General features: G+C 51.6%; 25 protein-coding genes and 1 tRNA gene. 12 read left to right on the plus strand and 14 right to left on the minus strand.

Features of this window, described 5'->3' with window-relative positions; all coding sequences use genetic code 11:
* Positions 1-51 precede the first annotated feature (51 nt).
* The 3 genes from G451_RS30835 to G451_RS0120655 all read right to left on the minus strand — a co-directional run bounded on the left by G451_RS30835 (position 52) and on the right by G451_RS0120655 (position 3,047).
* A complete protein-coding gene (locus G451_RS30835; RefSeq protein ID WP_034643319.1) occupies positions 52-321 on the minus strand; it encodes a hypothetical protein in 270 nt (89 codons plus the stop codon).
* Positions 322-438: 117 nt separating this feature from the next.
* The gene (locus G451_RS0120650) at positions 439-2,193 is read right to left on the minus strand and encodes an ARMT1-like domain-containing protein (protein WP_051261737.1); all 1,755 of its coding nucleotides are present in this window, start codon (positions 2,191-2,193) and stop codon (positions 439-441) included.
* Positions 2,190-3,047, minus strand: a complete 858-nt coding sequence (locus G451_RS0120655; RefSeq protein WP_027185727.1) for an NAD(+)/NADH kinase — start codon at positions 3,045-3,047, stop codon at positions 2,190-2,192. The genes G451_RS0120650 and G451_RS0120655 overlap by 4 nt, the downstream gene beginning before the upstream one ends.
* A gap of 260 nt (positions 3,048-3,307) precedes the next feature.
* On the opposite strand from G451_RS0120655, the gene G451_RS0120660 reads away from it, so the two are divergent.
* Together G451_RS0120660 and flgM are read left to right on the plus strand one after the other, a co-directional pair.
* Entirely contained in the window at positions 3,308-3,727 is a 420-nt protein-coding gene (locus G451_RS0120660) for a DVU0524 family FlgM-associated protein (RefSeq protein WP_027185728.1), read from the plus strand.
* 35 nt (positions 3,728-3,762) lie between these two features.
* The gene (gene flgM / locus G451_RS0120665) at positions 3,763-4,089 is read left to right on the plus strand and encodes a flagellar biosynthesis anti-sigma factor FlgM (protein ID WP_027185729.1); all 327 of its coding nucleotides are present in this window, start codon (positions 3,763-3,765) and stop codon (positions 4,087-4,089) included.
* Between the two features lie 372 nt (positions 4,090-4,461).
* Here flgM and fliW read toward each other — a convergent pair whose 3' ends face one another.
* The 11 genes from fliW to flgF form a co-directional block, all read right to left on the minus strand.
* Positions 4,462-4,923: a flagellar assembly protein FliW gene (gene fliW / locus G451_RS0120670; RefSeq protein ID WP_027185730.1), complete on the minus strand. Its 462-nt coding sequence runs from the start codon at positions 4,921-4,923 to the stop codon at positions 4,462-4,464.
* Positions 4,884-5,141, minus strand: coding sequence for a carbon storage regulator CsrA (csrA, locus tag G451_RS0120675; RefSeq protein ID WP_027185731.1), 258 nt, complete (start codon positions 5,139-5,141; stop codon positions 4,884-4,886). The genes fliW and csrA overlap by 40 nt, the downstream gene beginning before the upstream one ends.
* 173 nt (positions 5,142-5,314) lie before the next feature.
* Positions 5,315-6,859 (minus strand): flagellar hook-associated protein FlgL, encoded by a 1,545-nt coding sequence (flgL, locus tag G451_RS0120680; protein ID WP_027185732.1) that lies wholly within the window; start codon positions 6,857-6,859, stop codon positions 5,315-5,317.
* A 17-nt stretch (positions 6,860-6,876) separates the two neighbouring features.
* Positions 6,877-9,006, minus strand: coding sequence for a flagellar hook-associated protein FlgK (gene flgK / locus G451_RS0120685; protein WP_027185733.1), 2,130 nt, complete (start codon positions 9,004-9,006; stop codon positions 6,877-6,879).
* Complete coding sequence (gene flgN, locus G451_RS0120690; RefSeq protein ID WP_027185734.1) at positions 9,007-9,483, minus strand: flagellar export chaperone FlgN; 477 nt, start codon at positions 9,481-9,483, stop codon at positions 9,007-9,009.
* A gap of 33 nt (positions 9,484-9,516) precedes the next feature.
* The gene (locus G451_RS0120695) at positions 9,517-10,527 is read right to left on the minus strand and encodes a peptidoglycan DD-metalloendopeptidase family protein (RefSeq protein WP_027185735.1); all 1,011 of its coding nucleotides are present in this window, start codon (positions 10,525-10,527) and stop codon (positions 9,517-9,519) included.
* Positions 10,528-11,682, minus strand: a complete 1,155-nt coding sequence (locus G451_RS0120700) for a flagellar basal body P-ring protein FlgI (protein ID WP_051261739.1) — start codon at positions 11,680-11,682, stop codon at positions 10,528-10,530.
* A gap of 40 nt (positions 11,683-11,722) precedes the next feature.
* Positions 11,723-12,451 (minus strand): flagellar basal body L-ring protein FlgH, encoded by a 729-nt coding sequence (locus G451_RS0120705; protein ID WP_027185737.1) that lies wholly within the window; start codon positions 12,449-12,451, stop codon positions 11,723-11,725.
* A gap of 17 nt (positions 12,452-12,468) precedes the next feature.
* Positions 12,469-13,446 (minus strand): flagellar basal body P-ring formation chaperone FlgA, encoded by a 978-nt coding sequence (gene flgA / locus G451_RS0120710; protein WP_027185738.1) that lies wholly within the window; start codon positions 13,444-13,446, stop codon positions 12,469-12,471.
* 28 nt (positions 13,447-13,474) lie between these two features.
* Positions 13,475-14,257, minus strand: coding sequence for a flagellar basal-body rod protein FlgG (flgG, locus tag G451_RS0120715; RefSeq protein WP_027185739.1), 783 nt, complete (start codon positions 14,255-14,257; stop codon positions 13,475-13,477).
* 28 nt (positions 14,258-14,285) lie between these two features.
* Positions 14,286-15,071 (minus strand): flagellar basal-body rod protein FlgF, encoded by a 786-nt coding sequence (flgF, locus tag G451_RS0120720; protein WP_027185740.1) that lies wholly within the window; start codon positions 15,069-15,071, stop codon positions 14,286-14,288.
* Positions 15,072-15,437: 366 nt separating this feature from the next.
* On the opposite strand from flgF, the gene G451_RS0120725 reads away from it, so the two are divergent.
* The 10 genes from G451_RS0120725 (at position 15,438) to rpsO (ending at position 24,071) form a co-directional block, all read left to right on the plus strand.
* Positions 15,438-15,513, plus strand: a tRNA-Gly gene (locus G451_RS0120725).
* A gap of 106 nt (positions 15,514-15,619) precedes the next feature.
* Complete coding sequence (locus G451_RS33845) at positions 15,620-16,105, plus strand: ribosome maturation factor RimP (RefSeq protein ID WP_169727922.1); 486 nt, start codon at positions 15,620-15,622, stop codon at positions 16,103-16,105.
* Between the two features lie 142 nt (positions 16,106-16,247).
* Positions 16,248-17,639, plus strand: a complete 1,392-nt coding sequence (nusA, locus tag G451_RS30845; RefSeq protein ID WP_034643324.1) for a transcription termination factor NusA — start codon at positions 16,248-16,250, stop codon at positions 17,637-17,639.
* A 44-nt stretch (positions 17,640-17,683) separates the two neighbouring features.
* Complete coding sequence (locus tag G451_RS0120740; protein WP_027185741.1) at positions 17,684-17,941, plus strand: YlxR family protein; 258 nt, start codon at positions 17,684-17,686, stop codon at positions 17,939-17,941.
* Positions 17,934-21,083, plus strand: a complete 3,150-nt coding sequence (gene infB / locus G451_RS0120745) for a translation initiation factor IF-2 (RefSeq protein WP_027185742.1) — start codon at positions 17,934-17,936, stop codon at positions 21,081-21,083. The genes G451_RS0120740 and infB overlap by 8 nt, the downstream gene beginning before the upstream one ends.
* Positions 21,084-21,089: 6 nt before the next feature.
* A complete protein-coding gene (locus G451_RS0120750; RefSeq protein ID WP_027185743.1) occupies positions 21,090-21,377 on the plus strand; it encodes a DUF503 domain-containing protein in 288 nt (95 codons plus the stop codon).
* Between the two features lie 124 nt (positions 21,378-21,501).
* Complete coding sequence (rbfA, locus tag G451_RS0120755) at positions 21,502-21,837, plus strand: 30S ribosome-binding factor RbfA (RefSeq protein WP_027185744.1); 336 nt, start codon at positions 21,502-21,504, stop codon at positions 21,835-21,837.
* Positions 21,818-22,789, plus strand: coding sequence for a DHH family phosphoesterase (locus G451_RS0120760; protein ID WP_027185745.1), 972 nt, complete (start codon positions 21,818-21,820; stop codon positions 22,787-22,789). Before rbfA ends, G451_RS0120760 begins: the two co-directional genes overlap by 20 nt.
* On the plus strand, positions 22,789-23,754 hold the full coding sequence (gene truB / locus G451_RS0120765) for a tRNA pseudouridine(55) synthase TruB (RefSeq protein ID WP_027185746.1): 966 nt from the start codon (positions 22,789-22,791) through the stop codon (positions 23,752-23,754). Before G451_RS0120760 ends, truB begins: the two co-directional genes overlap by 1 nt.
* Positions 23,755-23,801: 47 nt before the next feature.
* Entirely contained in the window at positions 23,802-24,071 is a 270-nt protein-coding gene (gene rpsO / locus G451_RS0120770) for a 30S ribosomal protein S15 (protein ID WP_027185747.1), read from the plus strand.
* Positions 24,072-24,143 lie beyond the last annotated feature (72 nt).

Below are 24,143 nucleotides of genomic sequence, written 5' to 3' on the forward strand. Positions count from 1 at the left end.
CGATATTTATTGACAAAAAAAGTCCCTGCCGATCGGCAGGGACTTTTTTTGTCAGGAAGGAGTTTCAGCCGGTGTCTCTTCAGACGGCTCCTCAGCTTCGTCTTCGGAATGACCGAGTCGGAATGGATGAAGAGGGCACTCCTTTGCCGGGCAAAGTGTTACTTCTTCGCGCACCCCTCCCGAGCAATCGAGACATTTGCGGCGAATGGCTGCAAGTGGTGCCTCTGTCCCATACTCAGGAGCGCGCCGCTTACGTTTTGAGTGCAGCGCCGGAGCATTGGGGCCAAGGTCAAAAAAAACTTGTTGCGTCTTTTTCGTCATAGATTTTGTCTTCAGGTTGATAGAAAAGAAGCCCCTTTGGTGTATTCCAGCATCCATGGTTGTTGAAGGGAGCTCAAAACACAATACGATGTTTCGTCAGCTCCAGAATGTCGTGCGTTAGTCGCAATCCACTCCGACGTCACAGAACTTGCCGACGCCATATTCTCGTCGCCGGAAGAATTGTTCCGAACTCGGTCCGATAATCTGGAGTTCGGGGTAGCGCTTTTGCATATCGAGAGCAATACCCATTTCTTTCGTACATCCGGTCGAGAACGTTGCATCTTTGCCGGCCCACACCGTTGGCACACGCCTCCCCAACAGTTCGAAGCTTTTTTCAATATCGGCATACGTCTGAAATCGCCAAATGGTGATGAGTCCACTGCGCTGCACCTTCTCCCACATATACATCAGATCGTCGGCATCCATGCCTTCTTCGAAATGCTCGGCAGGATTGATAATAAAGACATCATCCATTCGTGAACGCAGATAAGGAACGAACGTGTTGAGAATATTGATGGCGGTTTCGGTTTCGTGGGGGATACTGCCGACAATGGCGCTATAAAACATGATATTGCGACCAGCGGCCTTTTCTGCACGCATGCGGGTTATGAGACTTTCGGCCTTGGATCGAATTTGGATTTCGGTAAATTTCCGCAAATGCTGCGGTTTGGGTTTATAGTCGATAATGAGGGTATCGTTTGCATCGCGTGAGAAACAAATAATATCGCGTGTAAACGAATGGCTCGTTTGCATAATGCGCCGTGTGTTCAATACGCCTTTGGCAAGAATGAGATCGGCCTCTTTCCATGCGCGAGCGAAAGTCACACTCGTCCGAATCAGATTAAGCCGTTCCCGGGTACCGTCGGAAATGACGACAAATGGATTTTCCTTGATGACATCCAGGAGTCTGTTTTTCGATGCTTTTGCATCATCGAAAAAAAACGCACCTTCATAGGCTGCGGCGAGCGTGGAATCGGATTCTCGATCCCAGTAGGTCGGCGCATCGAAATAGAACCCTTCCTTGAGGGCCATAATGACCCGGTGGCCTTGGCGCAACAAACAGCGCACAATAAGGAGGTCAAAAATATGCCCGCCACTTTCTTCGGGCAAAAATAAAATTTTCATTCTCCCGGGATTGTGGGGGGAAAGGAGACGACGCAATTCTTCCAAACCAGGGCAGTATTTGTTGAATTCCGCTTCGATTTCGGTTCGTCCAGGGAGTGGCTGATTGGTATCGAAAACTCGTTTCCATGTGCTTAGGCTGAGTGAGCGACGTAATTCGATCATGTCGAGTTCAAACCGAAGTTCGCTTATGGCACCGCAGCTTGAAAGCGGGCTTGGACAGGCAGCCAACAACGTATCAAGTGTTGTATCGTTGAGAAACTTTTGTGCTCGACGATTCTTTTCCCGTTTGCGGTCTTGATATGGATCGGCTTGTCCTGATTGCGTAAGAAAAATGGTCAGTAATCGTTTGGTCAATCGCGATGGCAGATAGATGTGAGAATGCATGGCCATATCGTATTTATGGCGACACAATGTCTCCATCCGTAAGCGGTCATTTCCTTGGCCTCCACAGAGGTCGAAAAGTTGGCGAATGCGTTGCCAACGTTGTTGATACTGGTCAAGAAGGTTGCGGTGATTACTGAGATCAAGCAATGAAAACAACGTTGTATCCGTACAGGGGACATAAACAGCATCTGGCGGAAGGTCCACCATGAAGCGCAATTGTTCAGGCGATGCATTTTTGAGTGGGTCAATGGAGTATTCAATGTTGTTCTCACTCATGAAGTGCAATAGCCATGCGTCAAACACTGGATCGATGCCGTAACGCACATCCTTGACGGAATTGATGGAGGAGAATGGGGTGCTCATCGTTCTTTAAAGAATCCTTTTTCCTTAAGACGGCCAAAATAGGAATCGCCGGAAACGCCGGCTAGAAGCAAGCGGCTTTGTGCACGATCAATACGAATACAATCCCCCGGCTCAAGAGCAAAGGCGACTTGGCCATCGGTTGTAAGCGATACATCGGAAGCTGTTTCATCAATATTGATGATGACTCCACGGTCCATTGGGAGTACCACGGGTTTAAAGTCGTTCAGAAATGGGCAGACAGGTGTTACAATACAGACTTCAAGTTTCGGGTGGACCAACGGTCCGCCTGCCGCTGCACAATATGCTGTGGAACCAAGTGGTGTGGACACAATGACACCGTCGGCGCGCAGTGTTCCAATGGGTTCATGGCCGTGGCTCAGATGAAGTTTTATAAGTCGGGCGACGGCTCCTCGACTGATAACGGCATCGTTAACGACAAAAGAGTCGAAAACTGTTTTGGTCCGCCGCTTGACTTTAACCTGGAGCATCATACGCTTTACAGTACTGACCCCATGTCCGAGAATCTCTTCTAATCCTTCTTCCCAATTGTCCGAAGAGAGGGGGGTCAGAAAACCAAGTCGTCCGAAATTGATGCCAAGCAACGGGATTCCTGTGCCGCACAGTTTGCGAGTGACGCTGATCATGGTGCCATCTCCACCGAGAACAAGCGCAAGATCGGGTTTGCGCTCATGACATCCAGGAGATATGCAACGTGTTCTCTCCATGACGGCGTCGGATTGGTTTTCGACAGTCATACTTGAAACATTGCGCTCAAGAAGCCAATGTGCCACACGACGGCTCAAGGCGAGTGCCTCTTCGTTGTGTGTTTTAATGACGATAAGAACGTGCTGCACGGATGAGGCTCACTTCTTTGCTAGAGGCGTGGATTGATCTGGGTTTATATTTTGCCCTCAGTACGATTCGGTATTCTGTATGCGACTTGGGAAACCGGTTCGATAGGCTACCAAATGTAAACGATAACCGAGTTGTAAGAGATTTTCCACTTGAAGCAAACCACCTTTGCCGGGCTTTAATACGTATGGGAAAAAAAGTTCTTCGACCTAAAGAGAATCTCTTCCAAGACGATAAGAAAGGTGAGGAAGGGGAGAAACAAGTGAGCTTGCAACCGTATAAAGTCCGCAACATGCTGCAAACATACGGCCGGCAGGTGACAACGGGCCGACGTCTTGCTCGGTATCGCCGCAGTTTGCGTGCGGCCGAAGCAGAGGATGAAATTTCTTTGTCCAAAGCGGTCAAACGGCGCGATCTCGTACAACGGGTTGCCGCTGAAGTCGTTGAAAACCTCCTGGTTACCGGCAGCGACAGTCCTGTCGTCGACGAGATTTTGGCTACTCTCGAAGACGAGTTCGGACATCGATTCCTCTTTGCCTATCCGCCAGAGGAACAAGATTTGCAGATATTTATACTTGAAGACAATGATGAGGCTCACGAAGTATCTCCGGAAGACAAAACTCAAATTCTCAACCGCGTCTGGCAGATTGCTTTGATCAAGGTTGACGAGACCATGTTGTAATGCGAGATCAGGGCATGTCCTCGGGGAGGGACACTATGGATATCAAAAACATCTACTCCGGTATGCAGTCTTACCTTCAGAATAGGGTAGACAAGGACGAGATTGCCGAAACCGGACAGACTGATTCGGCGCGCTCAAAGAAGTCCGCCAAACGCGCACCGTCTTCGTCGTCCGATAAGGTAAATTTTTCGGATGAAGCGAAGCTCTTTGCAACCAGCGTTCGCACGGCTCAGAATGCCTCTGGCACACGTGCAGACAAGGTTGCTGCGCTCAAAGCGCAAGTCGAGGCCGGTACCTACCAGCCTGACTCAAGGAAAACCGCTGAGAACATGTTGGCACAAGACCTGGAAATTTATATGTAACAAGAGGTTACGGTGTTTTGTTGGTTGGACCGCCCTCCAAACAGCAAAACCCGTAACCATTCCGGGAGTGCGTTCGCCCCGCCTCCTGGCACAATTTCGATTCTCCTCACGGTATGTGAGGAAGACTCGGTCTGCACTTCTTCCCGGAAGATGCGTCAAATAACCGCCGCCCCGGTTGTCGATGCATTGACGGGAAGAGGTCAGTTCCCTTTTGGTGGGGCATGCGCTCACCACTTTGATTTATTTGCGGGAAGATCTTGAGCACATGTGTCTTTCACATTGCCCGTAATTTGGGAATGCTCTGTATTTATTCAGGCGAACGTCATTGAGGAGACAAGAAAGCAGACAAGAGCGTCTGTGTTGCCGGAGGCCTTATGCGTTTTCAGCAGTGGCTACGGTTCCTGGCTTGAAATGTGCTGGAAAACGCGGGTCTGTTTGAGGGATCTGCATTCCGATGCGCGGTTCAAAATTAATGACGATCGGTCCCGAGAGATTGAGGGTCGTTTCTTCGGGTTTTCCTTTCGGAATGGTGACAGTGACCAGGACGGCCATTTTTTCCATGTCGTCAAGTTTCAGCAGGCGCCGCTCCATATCTCCCACAACGATTTCGTACTGCGTCATGAAGGCGTACGGGTCAGCCACAAGAATACCCAGCCGAGCATCATCCATGCTTTGCAGGATCATAAATGGCGAATCTTCTTGGAAGTTGACCAGCGTGAATTCCCGGTACGCCGAAAAACCGATCAGACCTCGTGGAAACGTAATTATCCGATCTTCGGGAACGCTCAGTTCGCCTACTCGGCTTTGGATGCGTCGTTCTTTTTCTTTGGCCATAGTGTTTGGGTCGCCGTGAGAAGATCTTGGTCAGTCGATTCCAGCGCTTTTCGATTTTGTTCCAATACTCGTAAATAAACCTCTTCACGATAGACTTGGACATCGTCAGGAACTTCCAGACCAATTTTGATCTGTTTTCCTTGAACGCCGAGCACCGTGATTTTGATGTCGTCTCCGAGGTGGATGCTTTCGCCCGGCCGACGGGTCAATATGAGCATGGATTTCCGTGAATGCTGACTGGTTTGCGATAGTATGCAAAGGACAAATTCCGTGTAACCACTTCACCTTCTACGCATTTGGGTTCTTGTCTGTCAACATGAATCCCTTCAAAACGCGTTTCAGGTCAGCAAAGGCGTGCGTGAGAAAGAGTCCGACGCGCGCCTTTGTCCATCTAAATATAATTGATCAGGCTCATGCTCATAAGCTTGCTGGAAGACTTTAAGACAGCTGAGTATGCCAGTTCTTGCTGAGCAAGCTTGGTCATGAGTTGAGTCAGATCGGCGTCTTCGACGGCACTGAGCGCATCTTCTTCATTGAGTGTGAGGTTTTGAAGAACAAGTTGCGATGTTTCCAATCGGTTTTCTCGTCCCCCCACATTCGCAGCGTAATTCAGGATTGTTGCCGATGCTTCTGTGAGGTTCTCCAGGGATTCCTGGATACCGTCCTGATTGTTCGTTTCCAAATAGCCGACAAGCTTACCGACTGTCTCGAATACGTTTGCGCCGATACTGCCGTTGATGGTGACGGCAGATGCAGAATCGCTAGATGGATCAGTATACACACCACCGAAGATATCTTTACCGACGCCGTTGATGGTGATGGATTCATTCGGGGTAATGTCTACGTTAATATCGGCCATGCGTGGACGGATAACAAATTCGTCACCAGCGTTCACGGTATTCGAACCGGCGTTGGATAACGTCAGAATACCTCCAGGAACAACTAAATTGGCCGAGGTGTTCGAGGCATCGGGAGTGCTTTGGTTTTGGGTAATCCAGCTGACGCCACCGTCTGTGCTGTATGAGTAAGCAATGGGGTTATCCAGCGTCTGGGTTTCGTCTATGCGCACGATGACGTTTTCATCGAAAGCCCCGGCAGCTTCGCCGAGAACATCGGTGTCTTGCAATGGATCGACATCCACGCCATCTTTGTCGTCACCTTGGTAAATGGCTGTTGGGCGAACCCACATCCAGGTTCCATTGGCATCGTTGGTATCCGTGGCAGAGTTGTCCGTGACGCTGGTGCCGCGTTCAATGTTAACCTGAAGGCCGCCGCCAACTTGCAGACTGAGGGTATCGCCTCCTGGATCGGTGACGGTGCCGGTCGCCCATGTCGTTCCACCATCAAAGGAATATCGAAACGTGTCGCCTGCGACGAGCTCATGCTTGTCACCTTCAGTACCGGTAAATTGGATCAGCGCAGTACTATCGGTGTCGCCCTGAATGTCGAATGAGCGATTATCAAGACTCGAATCGTTGCTGGTCAGCCACAAGCTTTCCACAAAGGCATTTTTATCGGTTTTTTGACCGGCAAAAAGGGACTTGTTGTCATACTCGGTGTTAGACAGTGAAACGAGTTCTTCAAAAAGTTGACGCACTTCAAAACTGATCTGATCGCGGTTTTCGTCCGTCAGTGTACCGGTTGTGCCTTTTTGGGCCAGTTCTTTACAGCGAGTCAACACCGTATTGACTTGCACCATAGTCTGATCGGCAAGGTTGAGCCAACCTGTCGCCTGATCGATGTTGGTTTGATATTGGCTCAATGCGCTCAACGCCGTGCGATGGTCGATCACCTGAACCATACCAATTGGATCGTCCGATGGTTTGTTGATCCTCTTTTGGCTGGACGATTGAATGTTGGTTTCTATCAAATCGGAAAGAGCCGAGTTGGTATAGTTAACCACATTGCCGTAAATGATCTTTTGCGTGACGCGCATGTTTTTTCCCCGGGCTGCTAGTTTTTCAATGCAAGCAGAGTTTGAAACATTTGATCGGCTGTGGTGATAAGTTTCGCCGCAGCCTTGTACGAGTTTTGAAATTTGATCAAATTGGACATTTCTTCATCCAGGTTCACCCCGGAGACCGATTGCTGTCGAGCGTCGAGATCACTGGCCAGTGCCGTGGTGTAATTGTTGTTAAACTCGGCTTGTTCCGTATCTACGCCGATGATACCAACGAGCGATTCGTAATAATCAGGCAAGGTCTGTTGGGTGGGACCTTCAAACTCCGTAGAGATGGTCACGGTTTTTGTACTCAGGTTGGCCATATCGCGAGCGATGGTGTTGTCACCTTGGTTGGCTTCACCCGCGCCGTTGACATGCCCGGTGTTGAGGTAATCCGAGTCATGTGACACCTTTTCATTGATTGTCATGGTCTGAGCCGTCGAGCCGGTAAACAGCGTGTTAACACCAAGAGCAGCGTAAAGCCCGGTGGCGTCTGTGCCGAAGGCGAAAGAGTTGGTTCCGTCGGCTTGAACAGACAATCGCTGATCGAGAACGGAGGCGGTGACATAATCGCCAAAGGTATCGTTGATAGCCTGAACAACATCTTCAAGAGAGTGTTGGTCCGGATCGAATAATTTGGTTCCCGGCGGGTTGATGTTGGAGAAATCGAGGTAGCCACCATCCAAGAGTGTGCCATCTTCGGAATAGGCGTAGAATGATGACGCACCGGACTGCAGTTTTGAGCCAAAATCGAGTCCTGTGGAATAGCTTCCCAGAGGTGTGTCTGTATGAATCATATCATACGTGCCCAACGTCTCTGTAAATAAGTCCGAACCTGTTCCCTGACTAAAAATGCGGTTAACTTCCCACGTAAAACTTTCGGAGAGCGCATTGAGGCGATCAATATAGCGACCTGCGTAATAGTCTCGGAAAGAAAAGTAGCCGGTTAAGCTGCCGCCAACTATTCGATTGTCGTTTGCCTCGCCTGAAAAATAGGTTTGCGGCGTGACGTTGATTGGGGTCGAAGCTGACTGATACCAATACAAACCGTCTTTGGGGACAATGGTGAACACGTCGCCGGCAATAAGATCTTCCGTTGGAGCTGTCTGGGAAGCAGATTCTGATCCGAAATAAATTTCCAAACTTCCTACCGTAACACGCTGTTCGTACGGGCGAGCTGAGAAGGTGATGGTGTCGCCGTTGTCGTCCTTCAGCCATGTTTTCCCGCCGTCAAGCGAAACCTGAAACTGCGCTGCTGTATCGTCGGTTGTTACACCACCAGACTGCACAACCTTGACGGTGTATTCAAACTCGTCTTCACCGGTGAAGTTAATATTCCCGTCAAAAGCCGGATCACGATAGATCAGGTTTTCCGTGGCTTTGGGACCTTCATATTTCATCTCGAAGGTCACGGTGCCATCGACCAAGGTGTATCCAGCCTTGGTGTAAATCTTGAGATCGCCGGTATTTGAGCCTTCAATGACATTGATATCAACGATTTCGGCCAGTTCACGGATAAGTGAATCGCGCTGATCATACAAACCGTTGGGGTGCACCACACCGGGAACTTCCTGTACTGTGATTTGCTGATTGATATCGGCGATTTGTTTGACTATTTCGTTGAGACGGTCCACGTCGTCGGCAATGTACCCGTTCACCTGCTCCTGAACGTCACGAATATTTTGTTCGCTCATGTTGAACAGGCTGCACAGATTGATAGCGTCTTCAATAACAACCTGGCGCTTTGGATAGTTGCTCGGGTCCAGGCTCAGATCCTGCCAGTCAGCAAAAAACTGGTTGATCATGTCGCTTATGCCGCTGTTGTTCGCTTCGTTGAATAAGTTTTCAATGCTCTTCAACGCTTCTTCGAGCTGGTTGTACATTTCTCGGGCCGATGCCTGATCATTGTACTGAGCTTCGACAAATTGATCGAAAAGCCGCTCGACTTCGGAAGCCGAAACACCGGTACCGATCTGGCCCGGTGAGATATCCATATAGGTCGTTGCTTCGAAGTGGACCCGCTGGAGGTGGTATCCTTCGGTGTTGACATTGGCGATATTGTTGCCCGTCACTTCAATGGCTGTTTGGTTAGCCAGAAGCGACTGTTTGCCGACATTGAGAAGAGAAGTGATACCTGACATTTAGAACCTCCCGCGCAAAACTCTGGGCCCGGTATCTGCGTCTTGGAAGCGGCCGTTTTTGGAGTACGTCTCTTTCTTGGGAATGAGTTGCTTTTGCAGAAAGCTCATGTAGGACTGACTTTGATTGAATAAGCCTAAAGCGAGGCGGTGATTTTTTTCCGCCTGTTTGGCACATTGCTGCTCGACTTTTTCCAGCAAAGCGAATGACTTCTCGACTTCGTCACGTTGTTCTTGGGTGAATGAAGGGAGCAAATCACGAACACGCTTCGCCGATGGATCGCATTTTTTGATGAGGAGGCTGATTTCGCTTCGTTCTGCAGCGATTTGACGCATGAGTTCCTGAATGGATAATTCTGTTCGGCTTACGGCCTCAGGATTGAGTTCCTTGAGGTGGGCAAACTCTTCCTGTTGCAAGGTGAAGAGAGTCTGAAGTGCTTTGCTTTGCCGGGTGATATTTTGCAGGATGCGTTCGTTCATGCCGGTCTTCCTCATATATAAAAAGTTGTATTATTACGCAGTAGTATCGATTTTCCCGGCTTTAGCCGAATTTGCCTGGACGCGAACAGGGTCTTGGGGAATACCATTTTTTCGCAGTTCAAAATGGACATGTGGACCTGTGGAGCGTCCTGTATTTCCAACTTCTGCAATTTTCTGGCCAGCCTGTACGGTGTCACCGATTTTGAGTATATTTTTGCTGTTATGGGCATAAATACTTTGCCATCCCTCGGGGTGGTCAACGATGACGACATTCCCGTACCCCAGCTTTTTCCCTGAAAAACTTACCTTCCCGTCCCAACAGGCAGAAATGGGTGTGCCCGTGGGAGCCGCAATGTCCAGACCATGGTGCTGCCGTGAATGTCCGGTGAAAGGATCATTCCGCAGGCCAAAGGTTGAAGTAATTTTCCCTGTTACGGGAAGATGCAGAGCGGAGTCTTCCACTGCGGAGGACGATCCATGCATGCCGTAAGCAGCAGCCTGGTTGGCCGCAATATTTGCTGAAGGCAATCTCGTCAGAGGATTGACGCCAGCGGCCATATCAAGATCTGTCACGGCAGAAAGGGACGTGATGGGATGCGGCACATAACGTGGTGCTGACGCTGCCTGCGGTACCAAGCGATTTGTTCCGCTATGCTGATCAAGCGGGTTGAGTTCGCTGGACTTGGTGGCATCAGGCGGGTTCGATTTGTTTGCCAAATCGGCCTTCATCTGCCTGTAGACCATATCTCCCAAGCCCATGCCGCCGTCTTTCGACATGTCTTTCGCCCATTCCTGGTCGAACATGTCCTGATATTTTTCTTGATATTTACTTGCAAAGAGGCCGTCTTTGGGGATGGAAGCCCGCATTTCCTTGATCATATTATAGAGAAACAGTGATTCAAGGCCTTCACAGGCTTCCTTGAGCTTCTTTTCATCTTGACCGCTGGCGGCCAGGTTCTTACGCACCTGGTCCAGTTGCATCTTTTTGGCCGTATCCTGGCCAATTGTCGGGCTCAGTGCGGTCATATCCATTGGCGAACTCATTTAGATGACCTCCAGGTCGGCATAGAGCGCTCCTGCGGCTTGCAGGGTGCGCAGAACGCTGATGAGGTCGCGTGGTGTCGCACCAAGCGCATTCAGACCTTGAACAAGTTCTTGCAACGTCGCGCCTTCGACCATCTTCAACTTGCGGTTTTGTTCTTGGGTCGCGATGGTGGTATCTGGCACAACCACGGTTTGTCCTTCGGAGAAGGGCAGGGGTTGCGATACCTGCGCCGATTCTGTGACGAGGATTTGGAGGTTGCCATGGGTGATGGCGACTCTGCTTAACTGCACATCCTGTCCAAGAACCACGGTTCCGGTCTTTTCATCTACGACAACACGTGCGCGGGACTGCGGTGTAATTTCGATATTTTCGATGGACGCCAACAGCGGAACAAGGTTGCCTTTGTGTTGCGGAGGAACGTTGAGCTTGATGGTCGACGCATCACTAGCCTGGGCAAACGGACCACTCAGAGTATCGTTGATCTTCCCAACCATGTTCATGACCGTTGAGAAATCCGGTGTCTTCAGGTTGAGCGTGATGCTGCTCTGGCTATTGAAGTCAAAGGGCACTTCACGTTCTATCGAAGCCCCATTGGGAATGATGGCGACGGTCGTTGAGTTCTTTTGTGCAGTTGCCCCTGCGCCTGCGACGGAAAAGCCACCGAGAAGCAAAGAACCCTGAGCGATGGCGTAGATGTTTCCGTCAATACCTTTCAAGGGCGTCAGGAGAAGTTCACCACCAAGCAAACTTGTGGCATCGCCCAGCGAGGAGACATGGATATCGAGTGTCGAACCAGCGCGAGCCGAAGCCGGCATCTGTGCGGTGACCATGACGGCAGCGACGTTTTTAGGCTTGAGGGCGGCTTGTTGAACGCGCACGCCGAGTTTTTCCAACATGTTGACCATGGATTGGATGGTGAACTCGGAACCGCGTTTATCTCCGGTGCCGCTTAAGCCGACAACGAGGCCGTATCCAACGAGTTGGTTGTTGCGCAGACCGCTGACCGACGCAATATCTTTAATACGGGCGGCGTTGGCCCCGACGGTGAAGAAGGTGGCAAACATGGCGAGACAGACCAGAAGCATAAGCCCGGCTCGCGCGATGACCGAAGTCAGAGCAGTGTCGTGGTGGGGGATGTATCGGGGTGTCGCCATAAAGCGTCTCCTTGCCGGTTCGTTACTCAATAAAGCGTGGTTAGAAGGGCCAGATATTGTCGATGACGCGACCAAACCAGCCTTGGCGCTGACGGTCGGCAATTACGCCTTGGCCGTAGTATTCGATCTGGGCATTCGCCAAAGCGGTCGAGGGAACGGTATTGTCCCCGTCGATGTCGTAGGGCCGAACCAGGCCGCGTACGACAAGAATTTGGGTTTCGTCGTTGACGCGGGTTTCACGTGCACCTTCGACCTGCATGACGCCGCCGGGTAAAATATTGATGATGCGGCAACCAACCGTCGCGCTGACCGAGGACGAACGAGAGGTCTCTCCTTTGGAGTCAAATTCGTTCTTCGTGTTTGCCTTGATGAGCGGGTTGGCTCCTGTCGGGCCATCGAGCCCCATCGTTGGCAGACCGAGCAACCCGGTGGGGCCGGCAAAGGACGCTTGAGCGAAGTAGCTGTCAACGCCCACTTCATAGGTAGAGTCCTTGTCGCTCTTGGTCTTGGCCTTGTTCTGGCCGGACGAATTTTCGATGATGTTGACCATGACGATATCGCCGATACGTCTGGCCCGATTATCTTCAAAAAGAAATTGGGGTTCGTTCTGGCTGAACAGCGAACCCGGGTTTCTGGCCGGCGGTGGTGCCTTGGTCACTGGTGGGGTGAGTGTTGGCGTCGGTGTCACCTGTTTTGACGTCGGCGTACAGGCGGTCAGGGCCAAAACCGTCATCGCTGTGGCGATAAAGATATGGGGATTGGTTTTCATAGGTATGCTCCCTTGAACTACTGCACTGTCACGACGCCGTTATCGGAAACGACACCGCTGATCTGGCGTTGGCTGTCGAGGTTCATGACAAGAATGGTTGCGCCTAAAGCCGCGTCGGATTGGGCGACACCGCGAGTCGCCAAACGAATATGTTGGCCTTGAAAGATGATGTCGACTTTGTCACCGCGAGCAATGAGCGGTTTGTGCTCAATATTTTGGGCATAAATCACTCCGCCGGCGCCGACGGTCCTATTGACTCGCCACGGGCCACCCTTGCCGTCCCATGGTTTTCCGTCCAATTTTGAAACGTCTTGGCGAGCAAAAGCAATCATGGTTGCCGGATCAATGCCTTCACCAGCACGCAATGGTCGTTTGGCTACAGGGACCTGCTTCCATTGAGCAATATGGAAGCTGACATTGATCTTGTTGATGTCGCGTCCATCAACGGTGCGGCTGGTGACGCGTACGGTAACGCGTCCTGGATTAATATCGCTAACCTGGCTGACGGCCAGGGAATCGCCTGGGTCATCAAGAAAGAAAAAGTCAGGGGTATTCATTTGAGAAAGTTCGATTTCGCCGTCGAGCTTCTGCAGGCTTGGCGTCAAAAATTCGACTATGCTTCGTTGGATTTCGTTTCGACCTATAACGCGACCGCCTCGACGGATGGTTAAACTATTCGGCAGACGAAGGTCTGCAGCGGAGTTATCCAATGCCTGGCAGATCATTTCGCGCAGCTGGGCTCTGCTCAAAATAAGCTGCTGCCCATGAACTGCAGGGGCAGCCCAGAGTCGCAGACCAGCCAGCCGGTTCCATTCGTTTGCGTCGAATTGTCCAGCTGGAGCGGCGATTTCGCCGAGGTGAACCGTGTCGCCCAGAACACAGGCCGCCTGGGCGATTTGAATAGGGAAGGCCTGTGCTGCGCTCGCTCTGGGGGCGGCGAGCGAAACGAGCGCCGTCAAAATGGTCAAAGCGGTGATGAGTGTGCAAGCGCGCATTGGCGACTCCTTTGCGGTTATTCCGTCTTTATCGCTTAATGTTGATTGCTGATTGCAGCATCTGGTCCGAAGTGGTGATGGCTTTGGAGTTGGCCTCGTAAGCACGTTGCCCCGTGATCAGACCGACCATTTCATCCACCATTTGTACGTTGGACATTTCCAGGTAGCCTTGAACGAGAAGGCCGGCATTGTCCGTCCCCGGTACAAGCTCCTGGGCATCACCCGAGGCTTCGCTCGGAATATACAGGTTGCGGCCCATTGCGGTCAGACCTGCAGGGTTGATGAACGTGTAGAGAGGAATATCGGTCGTCGCCAGTTCGCTGCCATCGGAGGCAATGCACGAGAGGGTTCCCGACTCGGTAATGACAATGTTCTTGGTTTCAGTCGGCACGGTGAATTCGGGCTGCAATGGGTAACCATTTGCACTGACGATGCGTCCATCCTGATCGAGCTTGAGTGATCCGGCTCGGGAATAGGCAAGCTGGTCATTCACGTCGAATTGGAAGAAACCGTCACCTTCAATGGCGATATCGAGTTGGTTGCCGGTATTCTGCAAATCACCCTGCGTGAAGAACTTGTGAACCGTCGTCGGTCGTACACCCATACCAACTTGCAACCCGGTAGGAATGCGGCCTCCACCTTCGGTTTCGGTCCCGGCGACATTGAGGGTTTGGTACATAAGGTCTTCGAATTCAGCCCGGCTTTTCTTGAAGCCGATGGTGTTCACGTTGGCCAGGTTGTGCGACATGGTGTCGATTTGCGTCTGCATCGCGACCATGCCGGTAGTGGCCGTCCAAAGTGAGCGCATCATGGCGAGTCCTCCTTGTTTCTGTCAGCCGTTAGCTGCGGTTTCCAACTTTCGAAATGGTCGATTTATCGAGAGTATCCGTGGTTTGAAGCACCTTGGTGTAGGCTTCATGGGCGCGTTGGGTTTCAATCATGTGCGCCATTTCTTCGACCACCTGGATATTGGTCTTTTCCAAGTATCCCTGGTTGACCGTCGTTTCGTTGACATCGACAGCGGCTTCACCAACAGCGGCGCCGTCTTTGGGAGTGAAGAGGTTTTGGCCGACCTTCATCAAGCCTTCTTCATTGTCTACACTCACCACATCAATGGTGCCGATCTGAGCTCCATCAACGAAGATGCGACCGCCACGATCGATATCAATCCGTCTGCCGTCAGGAATTTCGATTTCGCCGCCATCACCAAGCACGGTGTAGCCTTCGGTGTTAACCAGAATGCCTTCATTCGAGCGATAAAACTCACCGTTTCTGGTGTACATTTCGCCCTCATCGCTTTGAACCTTGAAGAATCCGGGACCGTTTAGAGCCAAATCGAGCTTATTCCCCGTGACCTGAAGTGGTCCTTGGGAGAAATCGACGGTCTGGAGTGCCAATCTTGGTTTCGCAACGACATATGAGTCGGGCAGTAGTTTCTTGGTGCGTATGCTTGGTCTGGGGTTGGGTTCCCAGTCATGTGCGTATCGGATGAATGTATCTTCGAATGTGAGGCGATCCTTCTTGTATCCAGACGTATTGGCATTCGCCAAATTATTGGTGATGGTGTTCATGCGCAATTCGTTGGAAAGCGCTCCATACAGGGCTGATAAGCTGCTTTGATCCATGGTGTACATTCCTCCCGCATCAGTCCATGCACTAATCTTGCCAGTGTTGTAATATCAGTGTGTTATGCTATTTTTTTGAGATTCTCGATGTTTCGGGCTCGCTGTAGGGTGCGGATAAACACAAAAAAATAAAAGATTCCAACTGCTATCATGTTGAGACGTTTTCTTGACGCTCGTTTCGGAATCTTCAGGAGGATGGCAAGAATCAGGCCGAAATAATGTTCTTGTGATTAATAAAGAGAAGAGGGTCTTGTGTTGCGCACTCTTCTTTTGTATTATTCGGACTTTGGTGTTGTAGCCGTCCTGAAGGTGTTTTGTGCTTGGCACTTGACATTCGTGTGCCTTTTGTTATCCTTCCGAGTTCGAGCGGGTGTAGCTCAGCTGGTAGAGTACAAGCTTCCCAAGCTTGGTGTCGCGAGTTCGATCCTCGTCGCCCGCTCCAGACCAGACCTCTTTGGTGTTCTTGCGTCTTTTATGATGCAAAGGGGCATGTTTTGGGGGTGGGCCCGGCTGTACGGTCCACTTTTTTTTTTGATGGAGTTCTTTACGTGGCAAAAATCGATATCCCCAGTCGCATAGCCGAATTGGCTACATCTTTTCTCGCGGCGCACGATCTTGTCCTGTGGGGCGTAGATGCGGCGCTTGGCGGGGGGCGCGGTGGTGTGCTGCGTATATTTATTGATACACCGGCTGGAGCTTCAGGCGCGGCTGAAAGTGTCACCATTGACCAGTGTGCGGAATTGAGTCGACAGCTCAGTGTTACCTTGGATGTCGAGGATTTCATCCGCGGTTCCTATCGCCTTGAAGTATCATCACCTGGATTGGATCGTCGTTTTTTTTCTCTTGAGCAGGTGGTGCCGTTTTTGGGGCGAGATATGGAACTGATGCTTTTTGAGCCGCGTGACGGCAGAAAAAAATTTCGAGGGCATGCCATAACCGCTGATGATGGCATATTGGTGCTTGAAGTGGATGGCGCTCGTTTGCATTTCCCGTGGGCCGAAGTGAAGTCGGTCCGGCTTGTGCCGAATTTCTAGACGGAACCGGCCTTTGGGCCGGCCGTTTTTTATGATGACAAAGCGCTTTCGCATACCGACGTTGAATATCTGACGTGAGTATAGCGGCAGAATTCGCCGCATAGCCCATACGGGCCAGCGAGAGGACAACGGAGACAACCAGATGGGACTGGAACTGAAAAAAGCCATTGATCAGATAAGCAAAGATCGCGGTATTGATCGAGACCTGTTGATCGATACTATCGAAGAAGCCGTGCGTTCTTCTGTCATCCGCAAATATGGCGAAAACCTGGATGTGGAAGTCAGCTTCAACGAAGAACAAGGCGAAATTGAAGTCTACCAGTTCAAGGTGGTTGTTGAAGAAGTCCAGGATGCAACCGCCGAGATTAATCTGGAAGACGCCAAGCAGCATGATCCCAACGTCGCGCTGGACGACGAGCTTGGCTTTAAGCTTCAAGTCGAAGACTTGGGGCGTATTGCCGCGCAGTCAGCCAAACAAGTTATTATTCAACGCATGCGCGATGCTGAACAGGAAATTATTTACGAAGAGTACAAAGATCGCAAAGGCGAAATCGTCAGCGGAATTATTCAGCGTCGAGATCGTTCAGGATGGATCATCAATCTTGGGCGAACCGAAGCTTTGCTCCCCAAAGAAGAGCAAATTCCGCGCGAGCGGTACAAACGCGGCGATCGTGTCCAGGCGTTCATCATCGAAGTGCTTCCTTCGGGACGTGGACCGCAGATTATTGTTTCGCGGACGCACCCCGACTATATGATTTCTCTTTTCCGACGAGAAGTTCCCGAAGTTTCCGATGGAACGGTCTCTATTTTGGCAGTCTCCCGCGATCCGGGATCTCGAGCCAAAGTTGCCGTCGTGTCCAAGGACCGCGACGTTGATCCTGTAGGCGCCTGTGTCGGTATTCGTGGTTCCCGCATTCAGAACATTGTTCAGGAATTGCGTGGGGAACGCATCGATATTGTCGTGTGGAGCCCCGATGTTGCCACATTTGCAGCGAATGCACTGTCTCCGGCACGCGTAACGCGCATCATGGTTGACGACGAAGATCGAGTCCTTGAGGTGGTTGTTCCTGATGACCAATTAACGTTGGCAATCGGACGTAAGGGACAAAACGTCAAGCTGGCAGCGAAACTCCTTGGCTGGAAGATCGATATCTTTACAGAAAGCCGCTATTCTGAACTCAATGTTACACGAAAAGGCCTTGATCAGTTGGCAAGTGTGGCTGAAATCGGCATAGACCAATTTCTTGCCGCTGGCTTTGAAAGTGTGGATCAGATCGCTTCCGCCACGGATGAAGAGTTAGCTCGTGTGGTTGGTCTCAACGACGTGAAATTGAGCAACCTGCGGGCAGCGATTAATTTTATGGTGAATAAATCCGACGAACCGAGTGGTGACGATACGAGTGACAACGTCAGTGAAAACGATGAAGAATTTGCTTCCGATACTTCAACAGCTGATGATGCTGCTGAAGAAGACGTTGTGACGCCGACCGATGAAGCGGACGGTGAGAATATCGACACGCAACCCGAAGTGTAACTGATTACAAGTTCACTGGAATTGGTTTGTCTTAATTAGGAATTATGGTCGAAGCACAGACATCGGTTGGCCGCCCGCAACGTACATGCGTTATTTGCCGCCGCCGTTTTGATAAAACCGAGTTGACGCGTCATGTCGTGGTCGTTGACGCGGGTCGATGCGGGCCCGGGCTGGTCATCGATCCCGAGAACCGTCTGACCGGCAGAGGCTTTTACGTATGTAACGACGCTATATGCCGGGAAAAATTTCCACGCTATACGGGCTGGCGCAAGAAGTGGAAAGGGGAGCTTGAACGTGAGTAAAGTTAGGGTCAAGGACATTTCAAAAGAGCTTGGCATCAGCAATAAGGAAATGATCCAGGCGCTTCGCGAACTCGGTATCCAGGTGAAATCCCACATGGGAACCCTGACCGAAGACGAAGCGAACCAGGTCAGATCTCGCATTAGCCAAAGCGTTGCCCAGACCGAGGTGATCGACACCCAGGTCAAGCCCGATGTCATTGTCAGACGACGCAAAGTATCCCGGCGCCCGGTCGGAGCAACGCAGGACGAGAGTGGAGACATCGAGGACGATACCTCTGAAAGCGATGTTATGGAACCCGTTGAGACATCTGAAGCGCCTGAGGCTCCTGAAGCCGAAGGGGAAGCTAAAGAAGTGGTGGAGACCACCGCTCATGATGGAGAGACTGAATCGGTCGAGCGGGAAGAGCTCGTTGAATCAGTCGCTGTCGATGAGGTTGCACACGAACCCGAGCCCGAGCCCAAGCAAGCCGCTGAGCCGGTTCAAGCCGCTCCGGAAGAACCCGCGTCAGATACGGTTAAGGACGAAGGCACTGTTGCCGCTGAAGTCGAAGCTGTCACGAGCCCCGATGAGGCCAAGACGGTTGAAGACGAGCCCGTAACCAAGCCTGTCGAACCCGCTAAGTCGAAATCCAAGGCTGAGCCGCACAAAGGAGCCCGCATCATTTCTGTCCCCACACAGACGGCCCGCATCGTTTCTGCACCTAAAACCGAGGAATCGCTCCCCGAATCCGCCTCGGAAGAAAAAGTTGACGATGCTCCCGTGACGTCGGAAGCTCCCCAGGACGTTGTTCCTGAACCCAAGGAATCGAAAGCGCCCGAGACAGTCGAAACGTCGAAACGCGAAGAATCTGAAATCGTGCAAGAAGAACGTACCAAACCGGTTGAATCCTCGGCCCGTGTCACGGCTGCGCCTGCTCAAGGAGAAGCTGCAGAACCTAAGCAGGACAAAAAGAAGAAAAAGCCCAAACGCATTGAACAGTCCGCGCCTAAGGTGCGTATTATTTCCATGCCCGATCCGGCCGAGAAACCGGCACAGCCGGCTAAACCAGCACGGCCTGCCGGTCGCCCGCAACCGGGCGGTGGTCGCGGTCGACCGTTTCCTCCCGGTGGTGGCAATGCCCCTGCCCAGGCGCCTGGTGGAGCGGGTGCTCCGGCAACGGGAGATGACGACTCGCGGAATAAGCGCAAGCGGAAAAAAGATAAACGTGTTGTTGATTTCTCGTCCAAACCCGATACGAGTGAAATGCCGCGCGGAGCACAAAAGCGTCGGCGTAGTACCGAAGTGCAAGATCGTACGGGAGGCCGGCGTGGCGGTCGGAAGAAAAAATCCAGAGGTATGGATAATCAGTCTTTTGACCAGGCAGCCGGGACGCAGCCTCTTAAGGCGGCTAAGCGGAAAATCCGCATGGATGAAACCATTCGTGTGGCCGACATGGCCAAACAAATGGGGATCAAGTCTCAGGATCTTATGAAGGTTCTGCTTGGGCTTGGTGTTATGGCCACAATCAACCAGTCGCTTGATATCGATACGGCAACTTTGGCAGCTAGTGAGTTCGGTTATGAAGTCGAAAAAATCGGTTTCTCCGAAGACGCCTTCATCTTACCGGCGGAAGCTGATAAGCCTGAAGAGTTGCTGCCGCGTCCGCCTGTTGTGACGATTATGGGTCACGTTGACCACGGGAAAACGTCGTTGCTCGACGCCATTCGTAAATCTAATGTCACCTCCGGTGAAGCTGGCGGCATCACGCAGCACATCGGTGCCTATCACGTGACAACGGCGCGCGGCGAAATCGTTTTCCTTGATACGCCTGGTCACGAAGCCTTTACGGCCATGCGTGCTCGTGGTGCTCAGGTCACCGACATCGTTATTCTGGTTGTTGCTGCTGACGACGGTGTTATGGACCAGACGCGTGAAGCGGTGAACCACTCCAAGGCAGCTAAAGTTCCCATTGTCGTGGCTGTCAACAAAATGGATAAAGAAGGGGCCGATCCGGATCGCGTTAAACGTGAGTTGGCCGATCTTGGTCTTGTTCCCGAAGAGTGGGGCGGCGATACGATGTATTGTAACGTCTCCGCCAAACAGCGCATGGGGCTGGATGGGCTTTTGGAAAACGTCTTGCTCCAGGCTGAAGTCATGGAACTTCGGGCGAATCCGGATAAGCGCGCACGGGGCCACATTGTCGAAGCCAAACTCGACAAAGGACGCGGTCCTGTTGCAACCGTTCTTATTCAGGAAGGAACACTTAAACAAGGCGAAGCCTTTGTATGTGGTGTCTTCCACGGCCGTGTTCGCGCCATGTTTGATGATCAGGGCAAAAAGATCAAAGAAGCGGGTCCTTCGCTTCCGGTCGAAGTCCAAGGGTTTGACGGCGTGCCCGAAGCGGGTGAAGAATTCGTTGGAGTGGAAGACGATAAAGTCGCTCGCCGCATTGCCGATACCCGTATGTCCAAGCAGCGCGAACGTGAACTCGGCAAGAAGAGCAAGGTGACGTTGGAAACCTTGTTTGAAGCCAAGCGTGATGCTGAAATCCTCACGTTGAATGTGGTGCTCAAAGCTGACGTGCAAGGTTCGCTTGAAGCTATTACCGATGCACTGAAAAAGCTCTCCACCGAGAAGGTTCGTGTTCATATCGCACACTCAGGAGCCGGTGCCATTACGGAAACCGATATCTTGCTCGCTTCGGCATCCGAAGGCATTATCATTGGCTTCAACGTCCGACCGACGGTCAAAGTCAAAGAGATTGCCGAGCAAGAAGGTGTGGACATTCGTTTTTACGACATTATCTACAAGCTTGTCAGTGACATCAAAGACGCCATGGCAGGCATGCTTGCTCCGGTTATCCGTGAGCAGTATCTGGGCCAGGCCGAAGTCCGGCAAACCTTTAGTGTTCCCAAGGTTGGCATTGTTGCCGGCTTGGGGGTACTCGACGGCAAGATCACTCGCAACGCCGGTGTTCGATTGCTGCGTGAAGGGGTGGTCGTCTATACGGGCAAGCTCAACTCGCTCAAACGTTTCAAAGACGATGTGCGCGAAGTGGCCAAAGGCTACGAATGCGGTGCCGGATTGGAAAACTATAACGACATCAAAGTGGGCGATGTTATCGAAGCCTTCGAAGAAGTCGAAGAACGCGATACGTTGTAGACCGCTATGGTGATCGGCATTTTGACCATGCACCTCGTGTTGCACGGTAATAATTCGCTGAAGGGAAAGCGCAAAGTTGCGCTTTCCCTGAAGCAAAAATTGCGCAACAAGTTTAATGTTGCCGTTAGCGAAATTGCCGAGCACGATACCCATTCTGTTCTTGTTTTGGCCGCTGTTACGGTGTCAAACGATGCCAACCGAGCACGAAGCCAACTGCAAAAGGCTCTCAACATGGTTGAAGCCACACATTTAGCCGACCTTGAATACGACGATATCGAATTGATCGGCGCCTAAACAACGAGCACGTTTCCTCGACGTAAAGGATTCCGTTTCGGATGAGCCGTCACATATCGTTGGCTTACCGGCTCCACATTCTGTAACCGATCCGGGAGACGACTTTCTTACGAGTCTATCGAATATGAAACATGCGACTTCACGCCGATCCATGCGACTTGGCGACCAAATTTTTCGTGAGCTTGCCTCGCTCATTTCCACCGAAATCAAAGACCCACGACTGGAGTTGGTTTCTATTACCGGCGTTGTTCTCAACGCCGATATGAAAATTGCTCTTGTCCGTTATACTGTTATGGGTGATGAAGCCCGGCATGCCGAGGCTCAAAAGGGATTGGAAAAAGCTACAGGGCATTTGCGTTCTCAACTGAGTCGGGCGCTGCGTATCAAGTTTGTGCCTGAATTACGTTTTGAGCGTGATCAATTCCTTGAGGATATGGTGTATGTCGACAATCCCAGCTGATATCGCTGATCTTCTTACTCGGGAAGACAATTTTCTTGTCGCTGCCCATTTCAATCCCGATGGTGATGCGATTGGGGCTACGGCAGCTCTTGGGTTTATTTTGTCCGCTCTCGGCAAACAATTTCAGTTGTATAATGCAACGGGGATACCGCCACAGTTTGTGTGGATGGCTTTGCCTGGCCCTCTCGTCACAGAGCTTCCACCTGCAGACAGTATTTCTTGGATTATTACGCTTGATAGTGGGGATGCCGACAGGCTCGGAGCAGATCTTAAAGCGCTGTTGCCGAAAAAGCAGTCCATCAACATTGATCATCATTTAGGTAACCCCGAATATGGCACGCTGAATTGGGTCGATACTACAGCTTCGTCTACGGGAGAGATGATTTCCCGTCTTGCTGATGCCCTGGGATTGGCTTTGCGTGGGTCCCTCGCTGAAGCGATTTATACGGCCATGGTTACTGACACCGGAGGATTTCGATTCTCCAATACGCGCCCCGAGACCATGGAGCTTGCCGCACGTATGATCCGTGCCGGCCTTAATCCCGGATTGGTCAATGCGAAAATTGACAATCAATGGACCATGGCGCGAATCAAGCTTTGGTCTGAAGTCATGTCGAATGTGGCTATGTACTCCGATGGACGTATTGGTGTTATCCGACTCCCGGTAGATATTTTTGATCGAACCGGTGCAACACGCGCTGATTGTGACGGACTGATCAATAATGTCATGCGTATCCGAGGGGTACGCGTGGCCATGAGTCTCCGTGAAGACACCGACTATATTAAATTTAGTTTGCGATCAGTCGGCGATGTCAATGTTCGCGATGTCGCGGCATCTTTTGGCGGCGGCGGGCATAAAAATGCTGCCGGTGGGCAGATTGTGTCTGATTTGGAAACGGCTCAAGCGCAACTGCTTGAGGCGGTCGAACCCATTGCAACGGATGGAGTTTAATGGGACGTCGACGCGGTGCACGCCGCCCAGATCGATTCCACGGGGTTGTTGTTATCAACAAACCCACAGGGCCGACGTCGGCAGGGTGTGTGAATCAGATCAAACGTATTTTCGATCAGGGAAAAGTCGGTCATGCCGGTACCCTTGATCCTATGGCTTCCGGCGTTCTCGTTGTTCTTTTGGGCCGGGGCACAAAGATTGCTTCGTATGTCTCCGGTGGGTATAAAATCTATCGTGGTGAGTTGATGCTTGGCCAAACGACAGATACGTACGACACCGAAGGGACGATAACGGCAACTGCTCCTTGGGAGCACATCACTGCAGCAGAAGCTGAAGCCGCGGTGTTGGCTTGGAATGAAACTACTGAGCAAGAGGTTCCACCGTATGCTGCGGCAAAACATGAAGGTCAGCCGCTGTATAAAATTGCTCGTCAGGGTGGTGACGTTCCCGTTAAAACAAAGCATATTGTTGTTTCCGAGGCCGAAGTTCTTTCCATGGACTTGCCTCGTATTCATTTCCGAGTCCGGGTTTCTCCCGGCACGTACATCCGCTCCCTGGTCCACAGCTTGGGGATGCGACTTTCGTGCGGTGCCGTGATGACGGCTTTGACTCGGGAATATAGCCATCCGTTTGCACTCGACCATGCGCATGAACTTGATGTTCTTGCCGCAAATCCCGAGACCGTGGCAGAGGCCGTGATTCCCATGGCCGATGCCTTGCCGCACTGGCCGCGTTTCGTGGTGTCGACAGCGCAGGCCGATATGGTCCGCAACGGGAAATGGCTCGATGTGGTCAAAACTCCTCCGCTCGAAGCTCCGAGAGTTCCCGGTGGCCCGTGCGAATCCGATGGAGATGACGCCGTACGTGCGCTCTGTCTGGATGAAAATGGAGAAGCCTTGGCCATGGTTGAGCGTCAATTGCAGGATGGCGTGGAACGGTGGGCGATACTGCGCGGCTTATGGTAGCTGCTTCGCTCGTTGGCATGACAACATTATAACAAGGAGAAGACGCTGTGGTCATGACGCCTGAAACGAAGGCTAAGATTATTGAAGAATACAAGAAGCACGACGGTGACACCGGTTCCCCGGAAGTCCAGATTGCGTTGCTTTCCAACCGTATTACTTACCTGACCGACCATTTTAAGAAGCACGCCAAGGACTATCACTCCCGCAATGGCCTGCTCAAACTCGTCGGCCAGCGCCGCAAGCTTCTGAACTACTTGAAAAAGAAAGATATTCAGCGCTATCGCGACATCATCGCGCGCTTGGGTATCCGCAAGTAGTCAAGCCGTTTTTTCGCGGGGGTCACACGGGTGGCTCCCGCGTTTGTGTCTTGGGCTGGAGCGTGTTCTGTG

The organism is Desulfovibrio inopinatus DSM 10711, from assembly GCF_000429305.1.
Lineage (GTDB): Bacteria > Desulfobacterota > Desulfovibrionia > Desulfovibrionales > Desulfovibrionaceae > Alteridesulfovibrio > Alteridesulfovibrio inopinatus.

Bases quoted from the DNA above. Each gene is read 5' to 3' on its own strand.
- G451_RS30835 (WP_034643319.1), bottom strand. From the start codon at position 321: ATGACGAAAAAGACGCAACAAGTTTTTTTTGACCTTGGCCCCAATGCT.
- G451_RS0120650 (WP_051261737.1), bottom strand. From the start codon at position 2,193: ATGAGCACCCCATTCTCCTCCATCAATTCCGTCAAGGATGTGCGTTAC.
- flgM (WP_027185729.1), top strand. From the start codon at position 3,763: ATGGATATCAAAAACATCTACTCCGGTATGCAGTCTTACCTTCAGAAT.
- fliW (WP_027185730.1), bottom strand. From the start codon at position 4,923: ATGGCCAAAGAAAAAGAACGACGCATCCAAAGCCGAGTAGGCGAACTG.
- csrA (WP_027185731.1), bottom strand. From the start codon at position 5,141: ATGCTCATATTGACCCGTCGGCCGGGCGAAAGCATCCACCTCGGAGAC.
- flgL (WP_027185732.1), bottom strand. From the start codon at position 6,859: ATGCGCGTCACGCAAAAGATCATTTACGGCAATGTGGTTAACTATACC.
- flgK (WP_027185733.1), bottom strand. From the start codon at position 9,006: ATGTCAGGTATCACTTCTCTTCTCAATGTCGGCAAACAGTCGCTTCTG.
- flgN (WP_027185734.1), bottom strand. From the start codon at position 9,483: ATGAACGAACGCATCCTGCAAAATATCACCCGGCAAAGCAAAGCACTT.
- G451_RS0120695 (WP_027185735.1), bottom strand. From the start codon at position 10,527: ATGAGTTCGCCAATGGATATGACCGCACTGAGCCCGACAATTGGCCAG.
- G451_RS0120700 (WP_051261739.1), bottom strand. From the start codon at position 11,682: ATGGCGACACCCCGATACATCCCCCACCACGACACTGCTCTGACTTCG.
- G451_RS0120705 (WP_027185737.1), bottom strand. From the start codon at position 12,451: ATGAAAACCAATCCCCATATCTTTATCGCCACAGCGATGACGGTTTTG.
- flgA (WP_027185738.1), bottom strand. From the start codon at position 13,446: ATGCGCGCTTGCACACTCATCACCGCTTTGACCATTTTGACGGCGCTC.
- flgG (WP_027185739.1), bottom strand. From the start codon at position 14,257: ATGATGCGCTCACTTTGGACGGCCACTACCGGCATGGTCGCGATGCAG.
- flgF (WP_027185740.1), bottom strand. From the start codon at position 15,071: ATGGATCAAAGCAGCTTATCAGCCCTGTATGGAGCGCTTTCCAACGAA.
- nusA (WP_034643324.1), top strand. From the start codon at position 16,248: ATGGGACTGGAACTGAAAAAAGCCATTGATCAGATAAGCAAAGATCGC.
- G451_RS0120740 (WP_027185741.1), top strand. From the start codon at position 17,684: ATGGTCGAAGCACAGACATCGGTTGGCCGCCCGCAACGTACATGCGTT.
- G451_RS0120750 (WP_027185743.1), top strand. From the start codon at position 21,090: ATGGTGATCGGCATTTTGACCATGCACCTCGTGTTGCACGGTAATAAT.
- rbfA (WP_027185744.1), top strand. From the start codon at position 21,502: ATGAAACATGCGACTTCACGCCGATCCATGCGACTTGGCGACCAAATT.
- G451_RS0120760 (WP_027185745.1), top strand. From the start codon at position 21,818: ATGTCGACAATCCCAGCTGATATCGCTGATCTTCTTACTCGGGAAGAC.
- truB (WP_027185746.1), top strand. From the start codon at position 22,789: ATGGGACGTCGACGCGGTGCACGCCGCCCAGATCGATTCCACGGGGTT.